Here is an 18,456-nt window from a genome sequence, read left to right as displayed (position 1 = left end):
CGTGGCTTCCGGGCGACCACGCCGACGCCGAGCCGGCCGCCATGGTGGGGCAGTGGTCGGGGCAGCCTTCCCATCCGTGCAGCTCAGCGAAAGGCAGCTGTCATGAACGACCTGTTCGCCCGCGACAGCGGGCGTCCGGTTACCGGACCACGGACCCGCGCGGGGTGGTTGTCGGCCGCGCTGGGAGTCGCTCTCGTCGCCACCACGGTGGTCGTGGCGTCCTCCAGTGCCAGTGCCGGGACCACCCTCGCGACGGCGGCCGGCGAGACGGGCCGCTACTTCGGCACCGCGGTGGCCGCGAACAAGCTCTCCGACTCCGTCTACGTCGGCATCCTCAACCGCGAGTTCAACTCCGTGACGGCGGAGAACGAGATGAAGTGGGACGCGACCGAACCGTCGCAGGGCCAGTTCACCTTCGCCAACGCAGACCGGATCGTCAACCACGCCCGGGCCAACGGGATGATGGTGCGCGGACACGCCCTGGCCTGGCACTCCCAGCAGCCCGGCTGGGCGCAGAACATGAGCGGGACCGCGTTGCGGTCGGCGATGGTCAACCACATCACCCAGGTGGCGAGCTACTACCGAGGCAAGATCCATTCCTGGGACGTGGTGAACGAGGCGTTCGCCGACGGCAGCACCGGAGCGCGCCGTGACTCCAACCTCCAGCGCACCGGCAACGACTGGATCGAGGTGGCCTTCCGGACCGCGCGGGCCGCCGACCCGACCGCCAAGCTCTGCTACAACGACTACAACACCGACGACTGGACGCACGCCAAGACCCAGGCCGTCTACACCATGGTCCGGGACTTCAAGACCCGGGGCGTACCGATCGACTGCGTCGGCCTCCAGTCCCACTTCAACCCCCAGTCGCCGGTACCGGCGAACTACCAGACGACGCTGTCGAGCTTCGCCGCGCTCGGCGTCGACGTGCAGATCACCGAACTGGACATCGAGGGCTCGGGGCAGGCCCAGGCCGACAACTACGGCCGGGTGGTCCGGGCCTGCCTGGCCGTGGCCCGGTGTACCGGCATCACCGTCTGGGGCATCCGGGACACCGACTCCTGGCGGGCCAGCGGCACCCCGCTGCTCTTCGACGGCAGCGGCAACAAGAAGCCGGCGTACACCTCGACCCTGAACGCCCTCAACGGCGGCGGCACCACCCCGCCGCCCACAACGCCTCCGCCGACCACGCCTCCGCCGACCACGCCTCCGCCGACCACCCCGCCGCCGGTCGGGGCCTGCGCCGCCACGGTGTCGCTGAACTCGTGGACCGGTGGATTCGTGGCCACGGTCCGGGTGACCGCCGGTTCCGCCGGCCTCAACGGCTGGACCGTCGCGGTCGCCCTCCCCTCCGGCAGTGCGCTGACGAACACCTGGAGCGCGCGGGCCAGCGGCACCAGCGGCGCGTTGACCTTCCGTAACGTCGACTACAACGGTCAGCTCGCCCCCGGTGCCAGCACCGAGTTCGGGTTCCAGGGAACGGGTACCGGTCCGACCGGCACCCCCACCTGCACGGCGGGCTGACCGCCCGGCCGGTGACGGTACGGCGAGCGGCGGCGGGACACCGGACGGTGTCCCGCCGCTTCTCGTGTCGGCTCAGCCGATCGAGCAGGGAGTGCCGTTGAGGGCGAACGAGGTGGGTGCTCCGGTGCCGCCGGTGTGGGTGGCCTGGAAACCGATGCTGACCGAGGCGTTCGGGGCGATCGTGGCGTTGTAGGCGACGTTGCGGGCGGTGACCGTCCCGCTCGACGGCGCGTACGTGGCGTTCCACCCGCTGGTCACGGTCTGCCCGGCGGGCAGCGGGAAGGTCAGGTTCCAGCCGTCGATCGCGGTGCCGCCGGTGTTGGTGATGGTGACCGACGCGGTCAGGCCGGTGTTCCAGGCGCTGACCGTGTAGCCGATCCGGCAGGTCCCCGGCCCGGGCGGGGGCGTGCTCGGCGGGGGCGTGCTCGGTGGCGGCGTGGTCGGCGGTGCGCTGGTCGGTGGCGTGGTGTCGATGCCGAAGAAGCGGATCGCCTGCGCGGCGTCGACCGGCAGGTTGTGCGACACGCCCTGCATGCTGATCGCCTCGACCGGGGCGGTCGGGCCGGACCCGCCGTAGCGGGTGCGGGTGTAGCCGGGCTGCGGGCTGTCGGTGTACGTGGGCGTCTGGCTCAACCCGTGCAGGTTGGTCCACTGCTTGATCTGTTCACCGAAGTTGGGGTACCGCAGGGTCTCGTCGTTGGTGCCGTGCCAGGTCTGCATCCTCGGACGCGGACCGGTGTATCCGGGGTGGGCGTCGCGGACCAGGTCCCCCCACTGCTGGGGCGTCCGGATGATCTGGCCGTTGGCGCACTGGCTGTTCCACTCCGAACCGTCGGTGGTGGCGAAGCAGCCGAACGGCACGCCGGAGAAGGCCGCGCCGGCGCTGAACACGTCGGGGTAGAGGCCGAGCAGGACGTTGGTCATCATCGCGCCCGACGAGATGCCGGTGGCGAAGATCCGGGCCGGGTCGACGTCGTACCGCTGCCGGACGTGGTCGACCATGGACATGATGCCCACCGGGTCGCTGCCGCCGCCACGCCGCAGCGCCTGCGGCGACGACACGTCGAAACACTTGCTGCTGCGGGTCACCGACGGGTACACCACGATGTAGCCGTACCGGTCGGCGAGCGCGGCGTACTGGGTGCCGGAGTACATCGCCGGTCCGCTGCCGGTGCAGTAGTGCACCGCGACCACCAGCGCGGGCCGGGGCGCGACGCGGTCCGGGACGTAGAGGTACATGCGCAGGTTGCTGGGGTTGGGACCGAAGCCGGTCACCTCGGTCAGCGTCGCGGCGGACGCGGGCGTGGGGACCGTCACGGCGGCCAACACGGTGATCGCGGCGGCCACCAGGGCAGCCCCCAGCAGTTTGAATCTCGCCGTCATGGATGGTTCCTCCTGAGCATCACGGATCGTGGGGAGGTTCCGATCGGGGACTGCCCGGTGCCCGATCACGTCCGGCTCAGGAACATCTATCAGTATGGATGGCCTTCGGTGCGGCGGGCAAGCCGGCGACCCTGATCCCGTGACACGCGCGGGGCGGCGGCCCGGCCGGCCGCCGCCCCACACCTACCCGGGTCAGCCCCGGGGCAGCACCGCCCGGTCCTTGTTGAAGTTGCGACCGTGGCCGTCCGGCCGGTAGTTGCCCTCCACGTTGCCGGCCGCGTCCACGGAGAACCAGTGGACCTGCGTGCCGGCCGGCACCGTCAGGGTCTCCGCTCCCTCCCGGATTCCCGCCGAGGCGTACAGGGTGGACGCGTAGGTCGGCCGACCGCCGTCGAGGGTGTAGAACACCGCCGCCGGCTCGCTGACCTCGAACCGCACGCTCACCATGCCCGGGGCGGCGTTCGGCGTCACCGCCATCGTGCTCTCCGGCCGGCTGCGGTCCTTGTCGAAGTCGCGGGCCACCCGCATCAGCTCGACCAGGCCGTTGGCGTACTCCAGGGTCTGCTCGTGCGCCTCGTCCCAGGCCGGCTGGAAGCTGTTGCCGACCTCGAAGTTCCAGGCGTAGATGCCGTACCGGTACCAGAGCATGTCGCCGGAGTTGCCGGCCGCCGAGTAGAGCACGTCGGAGATCGGGCCGGTTCTCGCCGGGGTGACCGCCAGGTTGCGGTGCCGCTTGATGGCGGTGAGGATCCGGGACGAGGCGCCCCAGAAGAACGACTCCTCGGCCAGCGTCGGACGCGGCGCGGAGACCCGGTCCGGCAGCGAGTACGCCCCGGGCGACCACATGAAGTAGTTGCCGGAGGAGTGCAGGTTCATCGAGAACTTGATGTTCCCGCGCCGGGCCAGCCAGTCCAGGTTCCGGTTCTCCGGCTCGGACAGCTCGGACGGCCCGGCGTAGCTGCCGCTGGTGCAGCTCGACGACGCGCCCGCGTACCCGTCGAAGAGGCTGTACTCGGTGTAGTTGCGGTTGTTGTCCACGCCCCAGGAGTTGCGGGCCAGGGCGTCGGCCGCGTCCCCGGCCGGGCAGTGGTTGGTCATGCTCTTGCGCTGCGAGGCGAAGTCGTAGAACGAGTAGTGCCCGCCGTCCGGGTTGATCGACGGGGCGATCCAGATGTCCAGGGTGTCCAGCAACTGCCGGGTCTGCCGGTCGTGCGCGTAGTTGCGCAGCAGCCGTTCGGCGGTCTCGATGGTCACCAACGGGGGCACCCACTCGCGGGCGTGTTCCTGGGCGTAGGCGAGGACCCCGGTGCGGGAGCCGTCCCGGTGCTTGCCGATCCGGATCGCGTACACCGGGTGCGGGTCACGGGACACGCTCGCCGGCGCCTTGAGGTTGTCGGTCAGCGGCGTCCGGGCGACCGGGGCGACGACTCCGGCACCGGCGTCACCCCGGTAGGTGTAGGCCTTGACCAGCGTGCCGGCGCGGGCGTTGAGCGCCGCGACCACCTCGGCGGCGGTGCTGGTGACCGCCCCGGCGGCGTCGGTGGCCAGCTCCACCCGGATCGCCGGACCGGTGACCGTCACGGTGAGCGGCCGGTCGGCGGCACCCGGGTCGGCCAGCTCCACGGAGATGTCGTTGCCGCCCTGGTGGCCCCAGGCGAGCGAGTCGACCGCGACCCGCCCGGCGGCGGTGCCGCCGAGCACCACCTGCGCCTTGCGCCGGTACCCGTTCGTCTTGTACGGCAGCTCCACCACCTCGGCGAGGCTCGGGTGGTCGGCGGCGAGCTGCCGGATCCGCGCGTACAGCTCCGTCGGGGTCAGATAGCTGGTGACGAAGTCCTTCTGGTAGCCCGGCCCCTCCGGGTCGTCGTCCGGGATCGGCAGCCACTCGGTGACCTCGGCGACCGCCACGTCCCCGGTCGGGCTGGTCACCTGGATCCGGTGCGGCCGGGCGGTGACCGTGGCCGCGCCCCGGTGGTACAGGTACACCCCGGCGTCGACGAACCGGGAGATGGTCTGGGTGCCGCCGGAGCCGATCTCCGTGCCGGGTCCGCTGTCCCGGGCCACGGTCAGCGCGCCGGTCGCGGTCTGCCCCTGACCCCACTTCGCCTCGACCGAGAGGACCTGGTCGGTGCCGGAGGTGTAGTAGTCGGCGCGGATGATCCGGACGTCCGACGCGGTCGCCGACGGGGCGAGGGTCGCGGAGAACCGGCGGTTGTCGGCCCGGTGCCCGGCGATCGTCGCCTCCCGTTCGGCGATCCGCTGCGCGGAGTCGGCCGGGTCGTGCAGGGTCGCGCCGATCCGGTAGCCCATCCGCCGCAGCGCGGCGGTCTCGGTCGGGGTCACCACGGCGTGCACCACGATCCCGGTTCCGGTGCGGGTGACGTGATGGTCGAGGTCGACGCCGGTGGCCACCAGTTCGTCCAGGGCGGCCTGGTCGGCGAGGAGCACCTCCACCACGGACGCCTGCTCGTCGGCGGGACGGTCGAGGGCGGCCGGCGCGGCGGCGGGTGGGCCGTCGGTCGGGGCGGCGGTGACCGCCGTGGCCGGGCTGGCCAGCATGAGCAGGGCGGCACCGGCGGCGGTCGCCGCGGGGAACCGCCGTCGCCAGCGGGAGGGAACGGGTGGGGGCATCTGTCGCCGCCTTTCGCGGGGGACGGGCGCGGGCGAACCGGCGGGCCGGTCCCGCACGGAACCGGCGGTGGCCGGCGGGAGGGTCGGCGCACCGCAGGTCGGCGGAACCGGTCGGGGGTGGACGATCGGTGCGCCCATCCTGGTCGGAGCGAAAACGCATGTCAATGGAGGGGCCCGGGTGGGCCGCCCGGGCGTCGGGCGGCCCGTCGTCGCCGGTTACCGGTCGAGCGCCTCGGCAAGCCGTCGCGCCTCGCGGACCAGTCGGCTCGACCCGCCCCGGCCGGCGACCTCGGCCAGCCCCGGCACCTCGATCCGCACACCGGTCCGGGTGGCCGTCTCGGCCGCCAGGCTCAGCAGGTCCGGGGTGCCCCGGGGCGCGGTCGGCGCGGCGAGCAGCGCCGGCAGGGCGGCGGCGAGCAGCCGCCAGGTGCTCAGCGGGGCACCGGCGGTGGCCGCGTCCCGCAGCGGGGACACCGCCCGGGTGGGCAGCACGTTGCCGTCGGTGACCAGCGTGCCGAGGTGGCCGCCGACAGCCGGGGCGTCCAGGGTGCCGGCGGCGGCGAGCAGCAGGAGGGCGTCGAGGGCGGCGATCCGGTCGGCCTCGTGCCGGGCCCCGAAGCCGTACGCCAGGGCCAGGTCGAGGGCGGGGCCACCCGCGCCGCCGCTCTCGGCGAGCACCGGCAGGACCGCCGTGGCTCCCCGGACGTCCTGGTCGGCGGCGCTGGCGACCTCGGGCAGCGCGTGCGCCGCCACCACACCCGGATGCCAGGGCAGCACCGACGCCCAGAACGCCGCCCGGTCGCCCTGGTTGCCGCCGAGGGGCGCGGGCGGCACGGTGAGCAGCCCGAACCGGTCGGTGTACCCCTCGGGCGGGGTGAGCCGCACCTGCCGGCGTCGCTCGGGCAACTGGTCGTACTCCCAGTCGGTCGCCCAGCGGTTGGTTTGCTTGCGGCGTTCCCGGCGGGGCACGGTGAGGACCTCGGCGACCGGATCGGGCAGGCCACCGTCGCGCAGCCAGGTGGCGAGCCGGTCACCGGCCGGGCTGCGCAGCGCCCGCGCCTTCGCGGCGAGCGGCTCGTCGGACCCGGGGGGCAGCCGCAGCAACGCCTGGGTGAGGTCCCACCGCCACGGGCCGGCCGAGCCGAGGCGGGCGATCCGCTCGTAGAGGGCCAGCGGGTCCACCGCCCCGGTGGCCGAGGTCGGCATGGCGAGCAGCCCCGGGTAGGCGGACTCGCCGATCCGCATGCCGACCTCGGCGATCCGGGCCCGCCACAGCCGGTGCGGGGCGGGCACCCGGGCCGGCGCCGGGTTCTGCGGGTCCGGCTCGGGCGTCCGGCCGACCGCGGCCGTCAGCGCCTGCCACCGGCCACGCCGGTCGGCGGCCCGCGCCGGCTCGACCGCCGTGTACAGCACCCCGCCGACCAGCTCGCAGATGCAGCACGGGTCCCACCGGTGTTCGTACATGCTGTGCCGGTGCCGGTCCAGCACCGGGACCAGCGCCCGGTGCAGGGCGGGCCGGTCGGCGCCGGCCAGGCGGACCACCCCGTCGAGCACCCGGTCCAGTGCCAGCGCCTCCGTCCTGCCGTCCAGCAGGACCCCGACCTCCTCGGCCAGTTCGTCCGGGTCGGTGATCGGCGGCGGCGCGGGCGGCGGTCCGGCCGGCGACGGCAGCTCGTCCCCGACGACGGTGACCACCGCCGGGGCGGGCGCGTGGCCGTGTCGGGCGGTCAGTGTGGCGACCCGGTCCCGGATGTCGGCGGCGGGGTGGTCGAGCGCCTCCGCGAGCACCTCGGCGATCTCGGCGGCCCGGTCCGGTAGTCGGCGGGCGAGCCGGTCGAGCCAGGTCAGCTGGGCCTTCACCAGGGCCTTGTCCGGCCGGGCCAGCACCGCCCGGGACGCGTCGAGCACGTCGGTGATCTCGGCGCCGTCCCACTGCCGCAGCGCCTTCTGGGCCATCGTGGCGACCGGCGCCGGGGCGTCCGCGAGCAGCCGCAGGTAACCGGCGGCCCGGTCGGCGACCTCCGTCGTGGTCGGGGCGAGGTGGTCGAGCAGGGCGGTGAAGACGCGCAGCGCCGCCGGCCGGTCGTCGCGCAGCAGTCGGCTGAGGCACCCGTCGAGCAGGACCGCCTGGTCCAGCCGGCCGGTGCCGGCGAGCGCCGCCAGCGCCCGGGGCAGGGCCATCTTCGCCCGGTTTTCCGGGTCGTCCCGGTCCCGGGACCAGAGGGCGTCGAACGACATGTGCACGCCGATGCCGTCGACCTCGAAGAGGCGGGGCAGCAGGGCGTCGAGGAACGGGTCGGCGGCGAGCCGCTCCGGCAGCGGGACGCCCCGCTGCCGCTGCTCCCGTGGCCAGGCCAGGTGCCGTACCCATCCGGTGACGAAGAGGTCCCCGGTCGGCGGCGGGGCCTGCTCGGCGGCGAGCAGCTCGCCGATGAACTCCCACCCGTCGTCCGGGTCGGTGCGCGGCAACTTGTCCGCCAGGCGGTACGCCAGGTCGGCCAGCCAGGTCACGCCCCGCTCCCGCGCCACCTCGACCACCAGCCTGGTCTGCACCGCGCGTAGCGAGACCGACCGCCGGCCGAGCAGTTGGGCGGCCTGGGCGGCGCTGGGCAGGCAGCCCACCGCCACCACCGCCAGCGCGGTGGCCCGCGCCTCCCAGAACCAGGGGTTCTCCTGGTTGCGGATGTGGACCAGCAGGGCCTTCGCCATGTCGCGGCGCTGCTCGTCGGTGAGCCCGGTGACGGCCACCTTCGCGGCCCGGACGCCCCCGGTGTTCAGGTAGTCGAAGCGTCCGTCGGTCACGCCGACACCTCCACCATGGACACGGCGAGCGCGTGCTTGCACGGCCCCCGTTCGCCCCGGTGCCGGCTCCACCACCGGCAGGTGCAGGTGTACCCGCCGTCGGGGAGGCGACGGACCCGGTAGACCTCGGTGCCGTGGCTGACCGTGGCGACGTCCCCGTCCCGGCCCACCGCCCCGGCCTCCACCAGCGCCCGCGCCCCGACCAGCCGGGGATTGTCCCGCTCGGCCCGGCCGGCGTCGTACGGCAGCACCCGGTGGAAGTACGCCTGCTCGGCCACGTCGTACCCGACCCGGCCGGCAGTGCCCAACTGCACCAGGGCGGCCCGGACCCGCTCGTCGGTCAGGCCCGCCTGCGCGGCCAGCGTCGGCACGTCGATCGTCGGATCCCAGGACAGCAGGACGCTGACCAGCGCGGCGTCGTCGGTGACGTCGTCGGAGGCCAGGGATGCCAGGACGCCGCCCTCGCCGGAGAACCCCCGGTACGGCTCCGGGGACAGGGTCAGCGACAGCCGCATCCCGCCGGTGTCCAGCTCCCAGACGCTCGCCGTCGCCGGTGACCCGGCGCCCACCGCCGGTCCGTACACGCGCAGCGTCGTGGCGAAGCGCAGCAGCCCGCGCAGCGCGGCCAGCCGACCGGCCCCGGCCAGGCAGATCGCCCCCGGGCCGGGACGGGAGGTCAGCCGTAGCGTCCGGCCGGCCGGCACCGCCCAGAGCACCGACCGGTCACCGGCGGACGGCAGCCGGCGCAGGAACGCCGCCGCCTCGGTCGCCGGGACCTCGGCGCGCAGGGTCATCTCGGCGGCCAGCACGTGCACCTCGGCGAAACCGCGCAGCCAGCGGGCCGGCAGCGGCACCTTCTTCTCCACCACCGGACCGTCCATGGTCGACACGGTGAGGTCGTCCGGGCCGACCGACAGGTGCAGCGGGTCGAGGCCGCCGACCCGGGCCAGCGCCTCCCGCAGCGGCGCGTTGACGTCCACGTTGGTGGTGCCGTGCTCGACGACGTCGCCGTCGAAGCCGGCGGGGGAGACGTCGAGGCGCGCGTACACCCCGCAGCAGCCGGAGAAGGACTCGAACCGCAGCCGGTCCCGGCTGCCGGTGACCACCGGGTCCAGGCTCGCCGGATTGACCGGCTGGTGGTAGCGGGTCCGGGCGACCTCGGCGACCGCCAGCAGCCCGGACGCGGCGGCCCGGGGCGCGGTGAGGAAGCCGACGAAGAAGCGGGGGTTCGCCGAGGGGCCGCCGCTGGTCTGCAAGGCCAGGTCACCGTCGCTCAGGGCGGACGGTCGGAGGTAGCGGTACGTCTGAAGCGCGTTCACGATCGCACACCGTACGGGTGGCCACCGACACGTCCGAAGGGCCGGGCCGCAGGTCACTGCCGCGCGCCGGCCGCCCCGACCCGGCGTACGGGTGGGCCGGCGGACGCTGTCGGTGGCCACCGGTACGGTGCACGCCTCGACACCCTCCGCGCCCCACGAAAGGAAACCGATGACTGACGACTGGTCCGACGTGCCGCCCCGGCTCGCCCGGCTGGCCGCCGACCCGCAGGCCGGGGAGGTCTTCGGCGCAGGTGACCACGGGTTCGTCCTCGAACCGCCGCTGTCCGAGGCGGAACTGGCCGAACTGGAGGGACAACTGCGGCTGGAACTGCCGGCCGAGTACCGGTCGTTCCTGCTGACGGCGGGCCGTGGCGGCGCCGGCCCGGCGTACGGGCTCTTCCCGCTGCGCCGGACCGGGCAGGGGTGGCGGTGGGAGGGCGACGGTGCCGACCTGACCGACCTGGACACCCTCGACCAGTCCTTCGCGCACACCGAGGCGTTCAACCCGGCCGACGACCTGCCCCCGCAGCCGGACGAGGACGACTTCGACTCGCCCGAGGCGTTGGAGGCCGCCGAGGACGCCTACCAGGAGTTGTACGATTCGGTGGTCTACACCGGCGCGCACTCCGTCGGCCTGCTCTACCTCTGCCACCTCGGGTGCGCCCTGCGGGAGGCGCTGGTGGTCAGCGGCCCGGCGCGCGGGCAGATGTGGGCCGACGACAGGGCCGAAGGGGGCGGTCTCCGGCCGCTCCTCGACGAGGACGGCGTGCCGCTGGGCTTCGCCCGCTGGTACCGACGCTGGCTGGACTCCTGCCCCACCCCGGTCACCGGCTGAGTAGGCCCGACCGGTGCTGCTCGGCGATGTGCCCCACGCCGCCGCCGGTCGCCCCGCCGCCGGTCGGCGCTGCGCCGGTCGCCCCGCCGCCGGTCGGCGCTGCGCCGGTCGCCCCGCCGCCGGTCGGCGCTGCGCCGGTCGCCCCGCCGCCGGTCGCCTCTGCGTCGGTCACCCCGCCTCGGGGCGGCCGAAGGTGCGCAGCAGGCGGTCGAGCTGGTGCGGCGCGGCCGGGCGGACCAGTGGCAGGGTGACCCCGGCCTGCCGGTACGCGGCGATCCGGTCCCGCACGTCGTCGGCGGTGCCGGTGGCGGTCAACGAGGTGACGTACCGTTCGGGCAGGATCTCCTGGAGCGCGGCCTTGCCGCCCCGGGCGAAGGCGTCGGCGAACCGGGGCAGGTCGTCCGGGTCGATGGCCGGTTCGCCCACCGACATCTTGGCCTTCGGCGTGGACGCGTAGGTGAACTTGGTCGCGACCTCCCAGCGGATCGCGGCGACGGCGGTCTCCCGGTCGTCCTCGATGGAGGTGTTGACCAACTGCGCCACGGTCAGCTCGGCCGGGTCCCGGTCGATCTTCTCGCAGCTGCGTCGGAGCAGCTCGACCGCGTTGGCCGAGTACTCGGGGGACGTTCCGGCGTCGAGCAGCACCCCGTCGCCCAGCTTCGCCGCGTTGACCAGCCCCCGGCGGCTGGCGGCGGCGATCCAGATCGGGATGTCCGGCCGGAGCGGGGTGAAGTTCAGGCCCACGTCGTCGAGCTGCACCACTTCGCCCCGGTAGGTGACCCGTTCCCCGGTGAGCAGCGCCCGGATCGACTCGACGTACTCCCGCAGGGTGGTGACCGGGTCCGTCAACGGCCGGCCGTTGCGGGCGGCGTGCTTGGCGGTGAACGCCCCGACCACCAGGACGAGTCGTCCGCCGCTCAGCTCGTCGAGGGTGGCCGCCGTCTGCGCCATCACCAGCGGGCTGCGCAGCCGGACCACCTGGGTGGTGCCGAGGGTGACCCGTTCGGTGGCCAGTCCGAACGCGGTGAGGGCGCTGACCGAGTCGCGGTTGGTGAACAGCGTCTCGGAGAAGAAGGCGGTGTCGAAACCGGCCCGCTCGGCGGCGGCGGCCGAGCCGGCCATCTGCCGGACGGACACCGCCGGGTCGTAGCCGAGCGCCAGTCCGACGCGTTCCGTGGCGGGACTCGGGGCGGGTGCGGTCGGGGTCACGGCAACTCCAGAGGGCTCGGGGCGGGTCGGGGAGCGAGGTCAGCGGGGGAAATCGAGCACGATCTTGCCGAGCAGGCCACCGCGTTCCAGGTGCTCCAGGGCGGTGGTGACCCCGGTCGCCGGGTACGTGGCGGCGAGCACCGGGCGGATCCCGTCCGGTGCCGTCCACGGCCCGGAACGCCGCAGGTCGGCGAGGATGGCGGCCTTCTCGGTGGCCGGCAGGCTGCGGATCGACCCGCCGGTCAGCACGAGCCGACGCCGGATCACGGCGCGCAGGCTGAGGGCGACCTCGTCGCCGCTGAGCACGCCGACGCAGAGCCACCGGCCTCCGGTGCGCAGCCCGGTCAGGGTGAGACCGGCGACCGCCGCGCCGACCAGGTCGAGCACGATGTCGAAGCCCTCCGGGGCCTGCTCCCGCAGGGTTCGCTCCGCGTCGGCCGCCGTGGACACCACCACCGGGTCGGCGCCGAGGACCCGTACCCGTTCGGCCAGCGCGGCGGTGCGGACGGTGCCGGCGACGCTCGCGCCGAGCGCCCGGGCCAGGCGGACGGCCATGGTGCCCACGCCGGAGTTGGCCGCGTGCACCAGCACCCGGTCGCCGGGGCGCAGACCGCCGAGCATCCGCAGGTTCCACCAGGCGGTGGCCAGGGCCTCCGGCAGCGCGGCGGCCTCCGTCATGCTCCACTTGTCGGGCACCGCCAGCACCTGGGCCTGCGGCGCGACGACGTGGGTGGCGTACCCGCCGCTGCCGAGCAGGGCGCAGACCCGGTCACCGATCCGCAGGTCGGTGACCCCGCTGCCCAGCGCGACGATCCGACCGGCGCACTCCAGCCCGGGTACCGCCGACTCGCCGGCCGGCGGCCGGTAGTCGGCGTCGCGTTGCAGCAGGTCGGCGCGGTTGAGCCCGGCCGCGTGCACCTCGATCAGCACCTGCTCGGGGCCGGGCGTCGGGGTGGCGGCGTCGACCCAGACCGGCACCGGCGGCCCGGCGGACGCCGGTCCCGGGTCCTGGAAGAGCACGTGTCGCATCAGCGGCTCCCGGTGTCCGGGCCCGCGCCGGCGGCGACCCCGCCCGGCGACGGCCGGAACGGGGCGGGGGCGACCGCCCGGCCGTCCCGGACCAGTTCGGTGCCGTCCCGGAACACCCGGCGGACCCGCAGCTCCGGGTCGAGCACGACGACGTCGGCCGGTACGCCGGGCCGCAGCGTGCCGGTCCCGGCCAGGCCGAGCGCGGTGGCGGGGTTGCGGGTCACCAGGGCCAGGGCGCGGGGCAGGTCGAGGGTGCCGGTGTCGACCAGCGCGCGGACGGTCGGCAGCAGCTCCACCCGGTAGGCGAACTCCTCCCGGGTGCCGTCCGGCAGCGTCCGGGGCACGGAGGCGTTCCCGTCGCTGCTGAGGGTGAGCCGGTCGGCCGGCACCCCCCGGTCGAGCAGTTCCGCGACCGCGTCGACCGGGGCCACCGCACCGACGATGCGGGCCGGGTTGATCAGCGGGTTGACGTCGACCCAGGAACCGGCGGCACCGATCCGGGCGGCCAGGTCGAGTGTCCGGGGACCGTAGTTGGCATGGGTGACCTGGAGCCGGCGCGGGTCCGCTCCGGAGGCGTCCAGGGCCCGCGGGAGCAGGTCCGGGTCGCCGTCCGCGGTGCCGAGGTGCACGTGCAGCAGGGCCGCCCGGCCGGTGGCCCCGGCCGCCCACTCCAGCTCCCGCAGCAGCCGGGTGAGTTCGGCGAGGTCGGGGCAGGTGGCCTTGTGCTCGTACAGGGCCACCTTCACGCCGACCAGGTGTGGCAGCAGGTAGAGGTCCCGCAGCAGGGACCCGGTCAGGGTGGGCGGCGGCCAGTGGAACCCGCCGGCCATCACCCAGGCGCGTGGGCCGGCGACCGGCAAGGCGTACGCCCGGGCGAGCAGCGTCTCCGGCCCCTTGCTGACCGGGTCGACGCCGGGCATCCCGACGCAGGTGGTGGTGCCGGCCTCGACGATCACGTCGGCCGGCAGCTCCGGGATCCGGGAGTGGTATCCCGCGCCGCCGCCGCCACCGACGATGTGCAGGTGCCCGTCGACCAGCCCGGGCACCACCAGCAGGCCGGCGCAGTCGTGGACCACCGCGCCCGGCGACCCGGTCGGTGGGCCGCCGGACGGGGGATCACCCGCCGCCGTCACGGCGAGGACGTCACGTCCACCGACGACCACGTCGGCGGTGCCGGCCGGCTGCGGGGTGAACACGGTGCCGCCGCGCAGGACGGTGACGGTCATGGTCAGGCCGCCGGCTGGCCGTTGACGGTCACCGCCGGACGCAGGATGTCCGACAGGCCCCACTTTTCGCCGATCTTGGCGTAGGTGCCGTCCTCGATCAGCGCCTTGAGTGCCGCCGCCACCGCGTCGCGCAACTGCGTCTCCTTCTTGCTGACGCCGATGCCGACCGGGATCTCCGCGATCGGCTTGCCGATTAGCGCGTACTTGCCGGGTTCCTGCTCCTTCGTGACGTACCGGATGGACTCCGCGCCCCGGATGCTCACGTCGGCGCGGCCCTGCTGCAACTGCAACAGCGCGTCGGCCGTGCCGTTCGTGGTCAGTTCCTGGACCGGCGGCTTGCCGGCGGCGGCGCAGACCCGGGTGTTGAACTCGGTGAGCGCCGCCCGGTATCCGGTGTCGCCGCTGTCCACCGCCACCTTGTGCCCGCAGACGTCGGCCTCGGTCGGGAACTGGCCGGCCCGGTCGGCGCGGGTGAACAGCTGCGGTCCGGTGGTGTAGTAGTCGACGAAGTCGACCGTGTCCCGGCGCGACTCCAGGTCCTGCATGGCGGACTGCACCAGGTCGATCCGGCCGGTGGCCAGGGACGGGATGTACTGCTCGTACTCCTGTGTGACGAACGTGACGGTGACGCCGAGCTTCTCGCCGATGGCCCGGGCCAGGTCGACGTCGAAACCCTGCCGCTTCTCGCGGTCCTCGGTGCCCTCCGGCAGGTAGGACATCGGGGGATAGACCGGGCTGTTACCGACGTTGAGCCGACCGGCGTTGCGGACCGACTCGGGGAGCATCGCGTTGAGCGGGTTGTCGGACGACGCGTTGGTCGCCGGCTCGTCCGTGCCGCCGCAACCGGCGAGGAGCGCCGCCGCGACCGCCACGCTCACCCATGTGGCTGACTTCTTCACACCTGTCTCCTCCGGGTTCGCGGGTGATGGCGCACCCCACACCCCGCCTGACCGTCGCCGGTGATCGGCTGACGTTGCCCCAGTGTTCAAGCGACCGCGCGGCTGTCGGAAGGCGACCTATTGTCACGTCGCCGCAGGTCGGACTGTACTTCATGTCGAAGGCAGGCCGTCCAATCATGATCAACGACAGGGGGTGGGGACCGATGGCGGTAACCGTCGCGCAGGTTCTCGCGCTGCCGGAACTGCGGCTGCGGATGGTGGCCGGCGGCACCGGTGTGGGCAACGAGGTGCGCTGGGTGCACGTCAGCGAGACGGTGGACCCGACCCCGTGGCTGCGCGGTGGGGAACTCCTGCTCACCACCGGTATGCGGATCACCGACCCGGCGGAGTTCGGGCCGTACCTGCACCGGCTCGCCGACGCCGGGCTGGCCGGACTCGGCTTCGGGGTCGGGCTCGACCACCCCGACGTCCCCGAACCGCTGCGGGCCGCCGCCGAGGAACGCGGCCTGCCCGTGCTGGAGATCCCGGTCGACGCGCCCTACGTGGCGATCTCCGAGGGCGTGTCCAACCTGCTCGCCGCCGAGCGGTACGACACCATCGCGCGCGCCTTCGACGCCCAGCAGACGCTGACCGCCGCCGCGTTGGAGTCCGGACGGGGCGGCATCGTCACCGCGATCTCCCGGGCGGTCGACGGCTGGGCGGTGCTCACCGACACGGCGGCCACCGTCGTCCGGGCCTGGCCGCCCGAGGCCGGCGAGCGGCTGCCCGCCCTGCTCCCGGACCTCATGCGTACCCGGGAACGGGGCATCCGGGCGAGCAGCGCGGTGGTCACCCCGCGCGAGTCCATCGCGATCCACACCCTCGGCGCCCGGGGCCGGATGCGCGGCTTCCTGGTCGCCGGCGTGCCGGGTCGGGCCAGCGACTACAGCCGGATGGTGCTGGCCGGCGGGGTGGCCCTGCTGTCGCTGGAGATGGAACGTTCGCAGGCGGCCAGCCGGCAACTGCGCCGGTTGCGCGCCGACACCCTGCTCCAACTGCTCCGTGGCGCGATCGCGCCGGCGGTGGCCCACCAGCACGTCACCGGCTGGGACCTCGACCCCACCGCCCTGCGGGTCGCCACGTACCTCTGCGACGCGAGCCGGGGCGAACCCCTGGGCGACCGGGTGAACGAGCTGATGAGCGAGGCGAACCTGCCCGGGGCGGCGGTGGTCCAGACCACCGGCCGGCAGGCCCGGGTCACCGTGCTCACCGACGGCTCGGACCGCACCGCCCGCGCCCTCGCCCGACTGGCCTCGGTCCGTCCCACCGTCGCGCTCGGTCTGGGCGACGTGGTGCCCGTCGAACGCGTCACGCACTCGCACCGTGCGGCCAGTCACGCCGCCGAGGTCGGCCAGGCCGAACGGCGGGCGGTGACCCGCTTCGACGACCTGGAAGCTCTCCAGATGCTGTTCCACGCCCAGTCACCCCAGGCGCTCGCGGGCTTCGTCCGCCGGGTGCTCGGCCCGCTCCAGCAACACGACGGTGGCCGGGACGGGACCCTGCTGGGCACCCTGCGCGCGTTCCTCGCGCACAACGGGCACTGGAACGAGACCGCCGCCGAACTCGGCATCCACCGGCACACCCTGCGGGCCCGGATCGAGCGCATCGAACGGATCACCGGCCGCGACCTCGCCTCCGCCTACGAACGCATGGAGCTGTGGCTCGCCCTGCTCGCCGACGGCGCCGCCGACCCGGACGACACCCGCCCGGCACCCGACCGGACGTAGCGCCGACCCGGCGTCTGGTAGGACAGAAAGTCCTGGTCAGGGCGGTCCCACTGGACCTCCTGTCAGGTACCGCACCCCGTCGTCGCCGGTGAGACTCGGCGAAAGCACCGACGGGAGGCACCATGACCAGCACGGACCGGGGTGGAACCGCCACCTCGCCGGCACCGGGACCGGGACAACTCGCGGGCCTGCCCCGGGTGCCGCTACGGCACCACGGCCGCTGGATCTCGGCGGCGCTGGTGATCGCCCTGCTCGCGCTGCTCGCCCGGGCCTTCGCCCAGGGCAGCATCGAGTGGCCGGTGGTCGGCCGGTACCTGACCGCCGGGGCGATCCTGCACGGACTGGGCAACACCATCGTGATCACGCTCTGCTCGATGGCGCTGGCCATCGTCCTCGGCGTCGTGGTCGCGGTGATGCGGATGTCGGCCAACCCGGTGACCCGGACGGTCGCCTTCGGCTACGTCTGGCTGTTCCGGGGCGTTCCGGTGCTGCTGCAACTGCTGATCTGGTACAACCTGGCCCTGGTCTTCCCGACCATCGGGTTCGGCAGCTTCCAGGCCCGCACCATCGACGTGATGACGCCCTTCGTGGCGGCCCTGCTCGGGCTGGGCATCAACATGAGCGCGTACACCGCCGAACTCGTCCGCGCCGGCATCCTGGCGGTCGACCGGGGCCAGATCGAGGCCGCCCAGGCGCTCAGTCTCACCCCGGGGCAGATCCGCCGCCGGGTGGTCCTGCCCCAGGCGATGCGGGTGATCGTCCCGCCGCTGGGCAACGAGTTCATCAGCACGCTGAAGATGTCCTCGCTCGCCGCGGTGATCACCTACGGCGAGATCCTGGAGAGCGCCGAGTTCATCTACTACGCCAACAACCGGGTCATCGAACTGCTCATCGTCGCGGCGACCTGGTACCTGGTGGTCGTCTCGGTGCTCAGCGTGATCCAACACTTCGTCGAACGACGGTTCGGCCGGGGCTTCCAGCACACCACCCGCCGGGCCGCCCGCGCCCTCGCGCGCCGAGAGAAGGAGAACGAGGCGTGACCGGCACACCCGTCGTCCAGGCCATCGGAATCCACAAGTCGTTCGGACCGGTCCACGTGCTGCGTGGGGTGTCCCTGACCGTGCACGCCGGGGAGGTGCTCTGCGTGATGGGGCCGTCCGGGTCGGGCAAGAGCACCTTCCTGCGCTGCGTCAACCAACTCGAACGCATCGACGACGGCGAGCTGTGGGTCCGCGACCAGCTGGTCGGCCACCGGGTGCGCCAGGGCCGGCTGTACGAGCTGAACGAGCGGGAGATCGCCCGGCAGCGGCGCGGGATCGGCATGGTCTTCCAGCGGTTCAACCTCTTCCCGCACATGACCGCGCTCGGCAACGTGGTCGAGGGGCCGCTACGCGCCCTGCGGCACAACCGCGCCGACGCCACCGCCGCCGCCCGCCGGCTGCTCGACCGGGTGGGTCTCAGCGACAAGTACGACGCGTACCCGGCGCAGCTCAGCGGCGGTCAGCAGCAGCGGGTCGCGATCGCCCGGGCGCTGGCCATGCAGCCGTACCTCATGCTCTTCGACGAGCCCACCTCCGCCCTCGACCCGGAGCTGGTCGGCGAGGTGCTCGACGTGATGAAGACCCTCGCCGCCGACGGCATGACCATGGTCGTCGTCACCCACGAGATCGGCTTCGCCCGCGAGGTCGGCGACACGCTCGTCTTCATGGACGACGGTGTCGTCGTGGAGAGCGGCCCCCCGGCCGACGTGCTCGGCGCCCCCCAGCACCCCCGGACCCGGGAGTTCGTCTCCCGTGTCCTCGGCTGAACCCACCTACCACCGTCGTTCGCACA

At 73.8% G+C, this 18,456-nt stretch carries 14 protein-coding genes; 5 read left to right on the top strand and 9 right to left on the bottom strand.

Features of this window, described 5'->3' with window-relative positions; all coding sequences use genetic code 11:
• Nucleotides 1-102 precede the first annotated feature (102 nt).
• A complete protein-coding gene (locus GA0070618_RS29490; protein ID WP_088984554.1) occupies nt 103-1,524 on the top strand; it encodes an endo-1,4-beta-xylanase in 1,422 nt (473 codons plus the stop codon).
• Between the two features lie 72 nt (nt 1,525-1,596).
• Here GA0070618_RS29490 and GA0070618_RS29485 read toward each other — a convergent pair whose 3' ends face one another.
• The 4 genes from GA0070618_RS29485 to GA0070618_RS29470 form a co-directional block, all read right to left on the bottom strand.
• On the bottom strand, nt 1,597-2,907 hold the full coding sequence (locus tag GA0070618_RS29485) for an extracellular catalytic domain type 1 short-chain-length polyhydroxyalkanoate depolymerase (protein WP_088984553.1): 1,311 nt from the start codon (nt 2,905-2,907) through the stop codon (nt 1,597-1,599).
• Between the two features lie 192 nt (nt 2,908-3,099).
• Entirely contained in the window at nt 3,100-5,538 is a 2,439-nt protein-coding gene (locus tag GA0070618_RS29480; protein ID WP_088984552.1) for a M14 family metallopeptidase, read from the bottom strand.
• Between the two features lie 216 nt (nt 5,539-5,754).
• On the bottom strand, nt 5,755-8,340 hold the full coding sequence (locus tag GA0070618_RS29475) for a DUF6493 family protein (protein WP_231931500.1): 2,586 nt from the start codon (nt 8,338-8,340) through the stop codon (nt 5,755-5,757).
• Nucleotides 8,337-9,659: an SWIM zinc finger family protein gene (locus tag GA0070618_RS29470; RefSeq protein ID WP_088984551.1), complete on the bottom strand. Its 1,323-nt coding sequence runs from the start codon at nt 9,657-9,659 to the stop codon at nt 8,337-8,339. Before GA0070618_RS29470 ends, GA0070618_RS29475 begins: the two co-directional genes overlap by 4 nt.
• 169 nt (nt 9,660-9,828) lie before the next feature.
• On the opposite strand from GA0070618_RS29470, the gene GA0070618_RS29465 reads away from it, so the two are divergent.
• The gene (locus tag GA0070618_RS29465) at nt 9,829-10,494 is read left to right on the top strand and encodes an SMI1/KNR4 family protein (RefSeq protein ID WP_088984550.1); all 666 of its coding nucleotides are present in this window, start codon (nt 9,829-9,831) and stop codon (nt 10,492-10,494) included.
• Here the strand turns inward: GA0070618_RS29465 and GA0070618_RS29460 are convergent.
• The 5 genes from GA0070618_RS29460 to GA0070618_RS29440 are packed head-to-tail and all read right to left on the bottom strand — an operon-like array spanning nt 10,484 to nt 14,857.
• Nucleotides 10,484-10,666, bottom strand: a complete 183-nt coding sequence (locus GA0070618_RS29460; protein ID WP_088984549.1) for a hypothetical protein — start codon at nt 10,664-10,666, stop codon at nt 10,484-10,486. The genes GA0070618_RS29465 and GA0070618_RS29460 overlap by 11 nt on opposite strands.
• Complete coding sequence (locus GA0070618_RS29455; RefSeq protein ID WP_088984548.1) at nt 10,663-11,703, bottom strand: LLM class flavin-dependent oxidoreductase; 1,041 nt, start codon at nt 11,701-11,703, stop codon at nt 10,663-10,665. The genes GA0070618_RS29460 and GA0070618_RS29455 overlap by 4 nt, the downstream gene beginning before the upstream one ends.
• 39 nt (nt 11,704-11,742) lie before the next feature.
• Nucleotides 11,743-12,732, bottom strand: coding sequence for an alcohol dehydrogenase catalytic domain-containing protein (locus GA0070618_RS29450; protein WP_088984547.1), 990 nt, complete (start codon nt 12,730-12,732; stop codon nt 11,743-11,745).
• Nucleotides 12,732-13,958, bottom strand: a complete 1,227-nt coding sequence (locus GA0070618_RS29445) for an amidohydrolase family protein (protein ID WP_088984546.1) — start codon at nt 13,956-13,958, stop codon at nt 12,732-12,734. The genes GA0070618_RS29450 and GA0070618_RS29445 overlap by 1 nt, the downstream gene beginning before the upstream one ends.
• 2 nt (nt 13,959-13,960) lie before the next feature.
• Entirely contained in the window at nt 13,961-14,857 is an 897-nt protein-coding gene (locus GA0070618_RS29440; RefSeq protein ID WP_143740209.1) for an ABC transporter substrate-binding protein, read from the bottom strand.
• A 203-nt stretch (nt 14,858-15,060) separates the two neighbouring features.
• Here GA0070618_RS29440 and GA0070618_RS29435 point away from each other — a divergent pair, with 203 nt between their 5' ends.
• From GA0070618_RS29435 to GA0070618_RS29425, 3 genes are all read left to right on the top strand, one after another.
• Complete coding sequence (locus tag GA0070618_RS29435) at nt 15,061-16,623, top strand: PucR family transcriptional regulator (RefSeq protein WP_170107788.1); 1,563 nt, start codon at nt 15,061-15,063, stop codon at nt 16,621-16,623.
• 122 nt (nt 16,624-16,745) lie between these two features.
• Nucleotides 16,746-17,663: an amino acid ABC transporter permease gene (locus GA0070618_RS29430; protein ID WP_088984543.1), complete on the top strand. Its 918-nt coding sequence runs from the start codon at nt 16,746-16,748 to the stop codon at nt 17,661-17,663.
• Entirely contained in the window at nt 17,660-18,430 is a 771-nt protein-coding gene (locus GA0070618_RS29425) for an amino acid ABC transporter ATP-binding protein (RefSeq protein WP_088984542.1), read from the top strand. Before GA0070618_RS29430 ends, GA0070618_RS29425 begins: the two co-directional genes overlap by 4 nt.
• Nucleotides 18,431-18,456 lie beyond the last annotated feature (26 nt).

It is taken from the genome of Micromonospora echinospora, assembly GCF_900091495.1.
GTDB lineage: Bacteria > Actinomycetota > Actinomycetes > Mycobacteriales > Micromonosporaceae > Micromonospora > Micromonospora echinospora.
Note: the sequence above shows the minus strand (reverse complement) of the source record. Positions and strands in the feature narration are given on the sequence as shown.

Coding starts and splice junctions, on each gene's coding strand:
- GA0070618_RS29490 (WP_088984554.1), top strand. CDS start 103: ATGAACGACCTGTTCGCCCGCGACAGCGGGCGTCCGGTTACCGGACCA.
- GA0070618_RS29485 (WP_088984553.1), bottom strand. CDS start 2,907: ATGACGGCGAGATTCAAACTGCTGGGGGCTGCCCTGGTGGCCGCCGCG.
- GA0070618_RS29480 (WP_088984552.1), bottom strand. CDS start 5,538: ATGCCCCCACCCGTTCCCTCCCGCTGGCGACGGCGGTTCCCCGCGGCG.
- GA0070618_RS29465 (WP_088984550.1), top strand. CDS start 9,829: ATGACTGACGACTGGTCCGACGTGCCGCCCCGGCTCGCCCGGCTGGCC.
- GA0070618_RS29450 (WP_088984547.1), bottom strand. CDS start 12,732: ATGCGACACGTGCTCTTCCAGGACCCGGGACCGGCGTCCGCCGGGCCG.
- GA0070618_RS29445 (WP_088984546.1), bottom strand. CDS start 13,958: ATGACCGTCACCGTCCTGCGCGGCGGCACCGTGTTCACCCCGCAGCCG.
- GA0070618_RS29435 (WP_170107788.1), top strand. CDS start 15,061: ATGGCGGTAACCGTCGCGCAGGTTCTCGCGCTGCCGGAACTGCGGCTG.
- GA0070618_RS29430 (WP_088984543.1), top strand. CDS start 16,746: ATGACCAGCACGGACCGGGGTGGAACCGCCACCTCGCCGGCACCGGGA.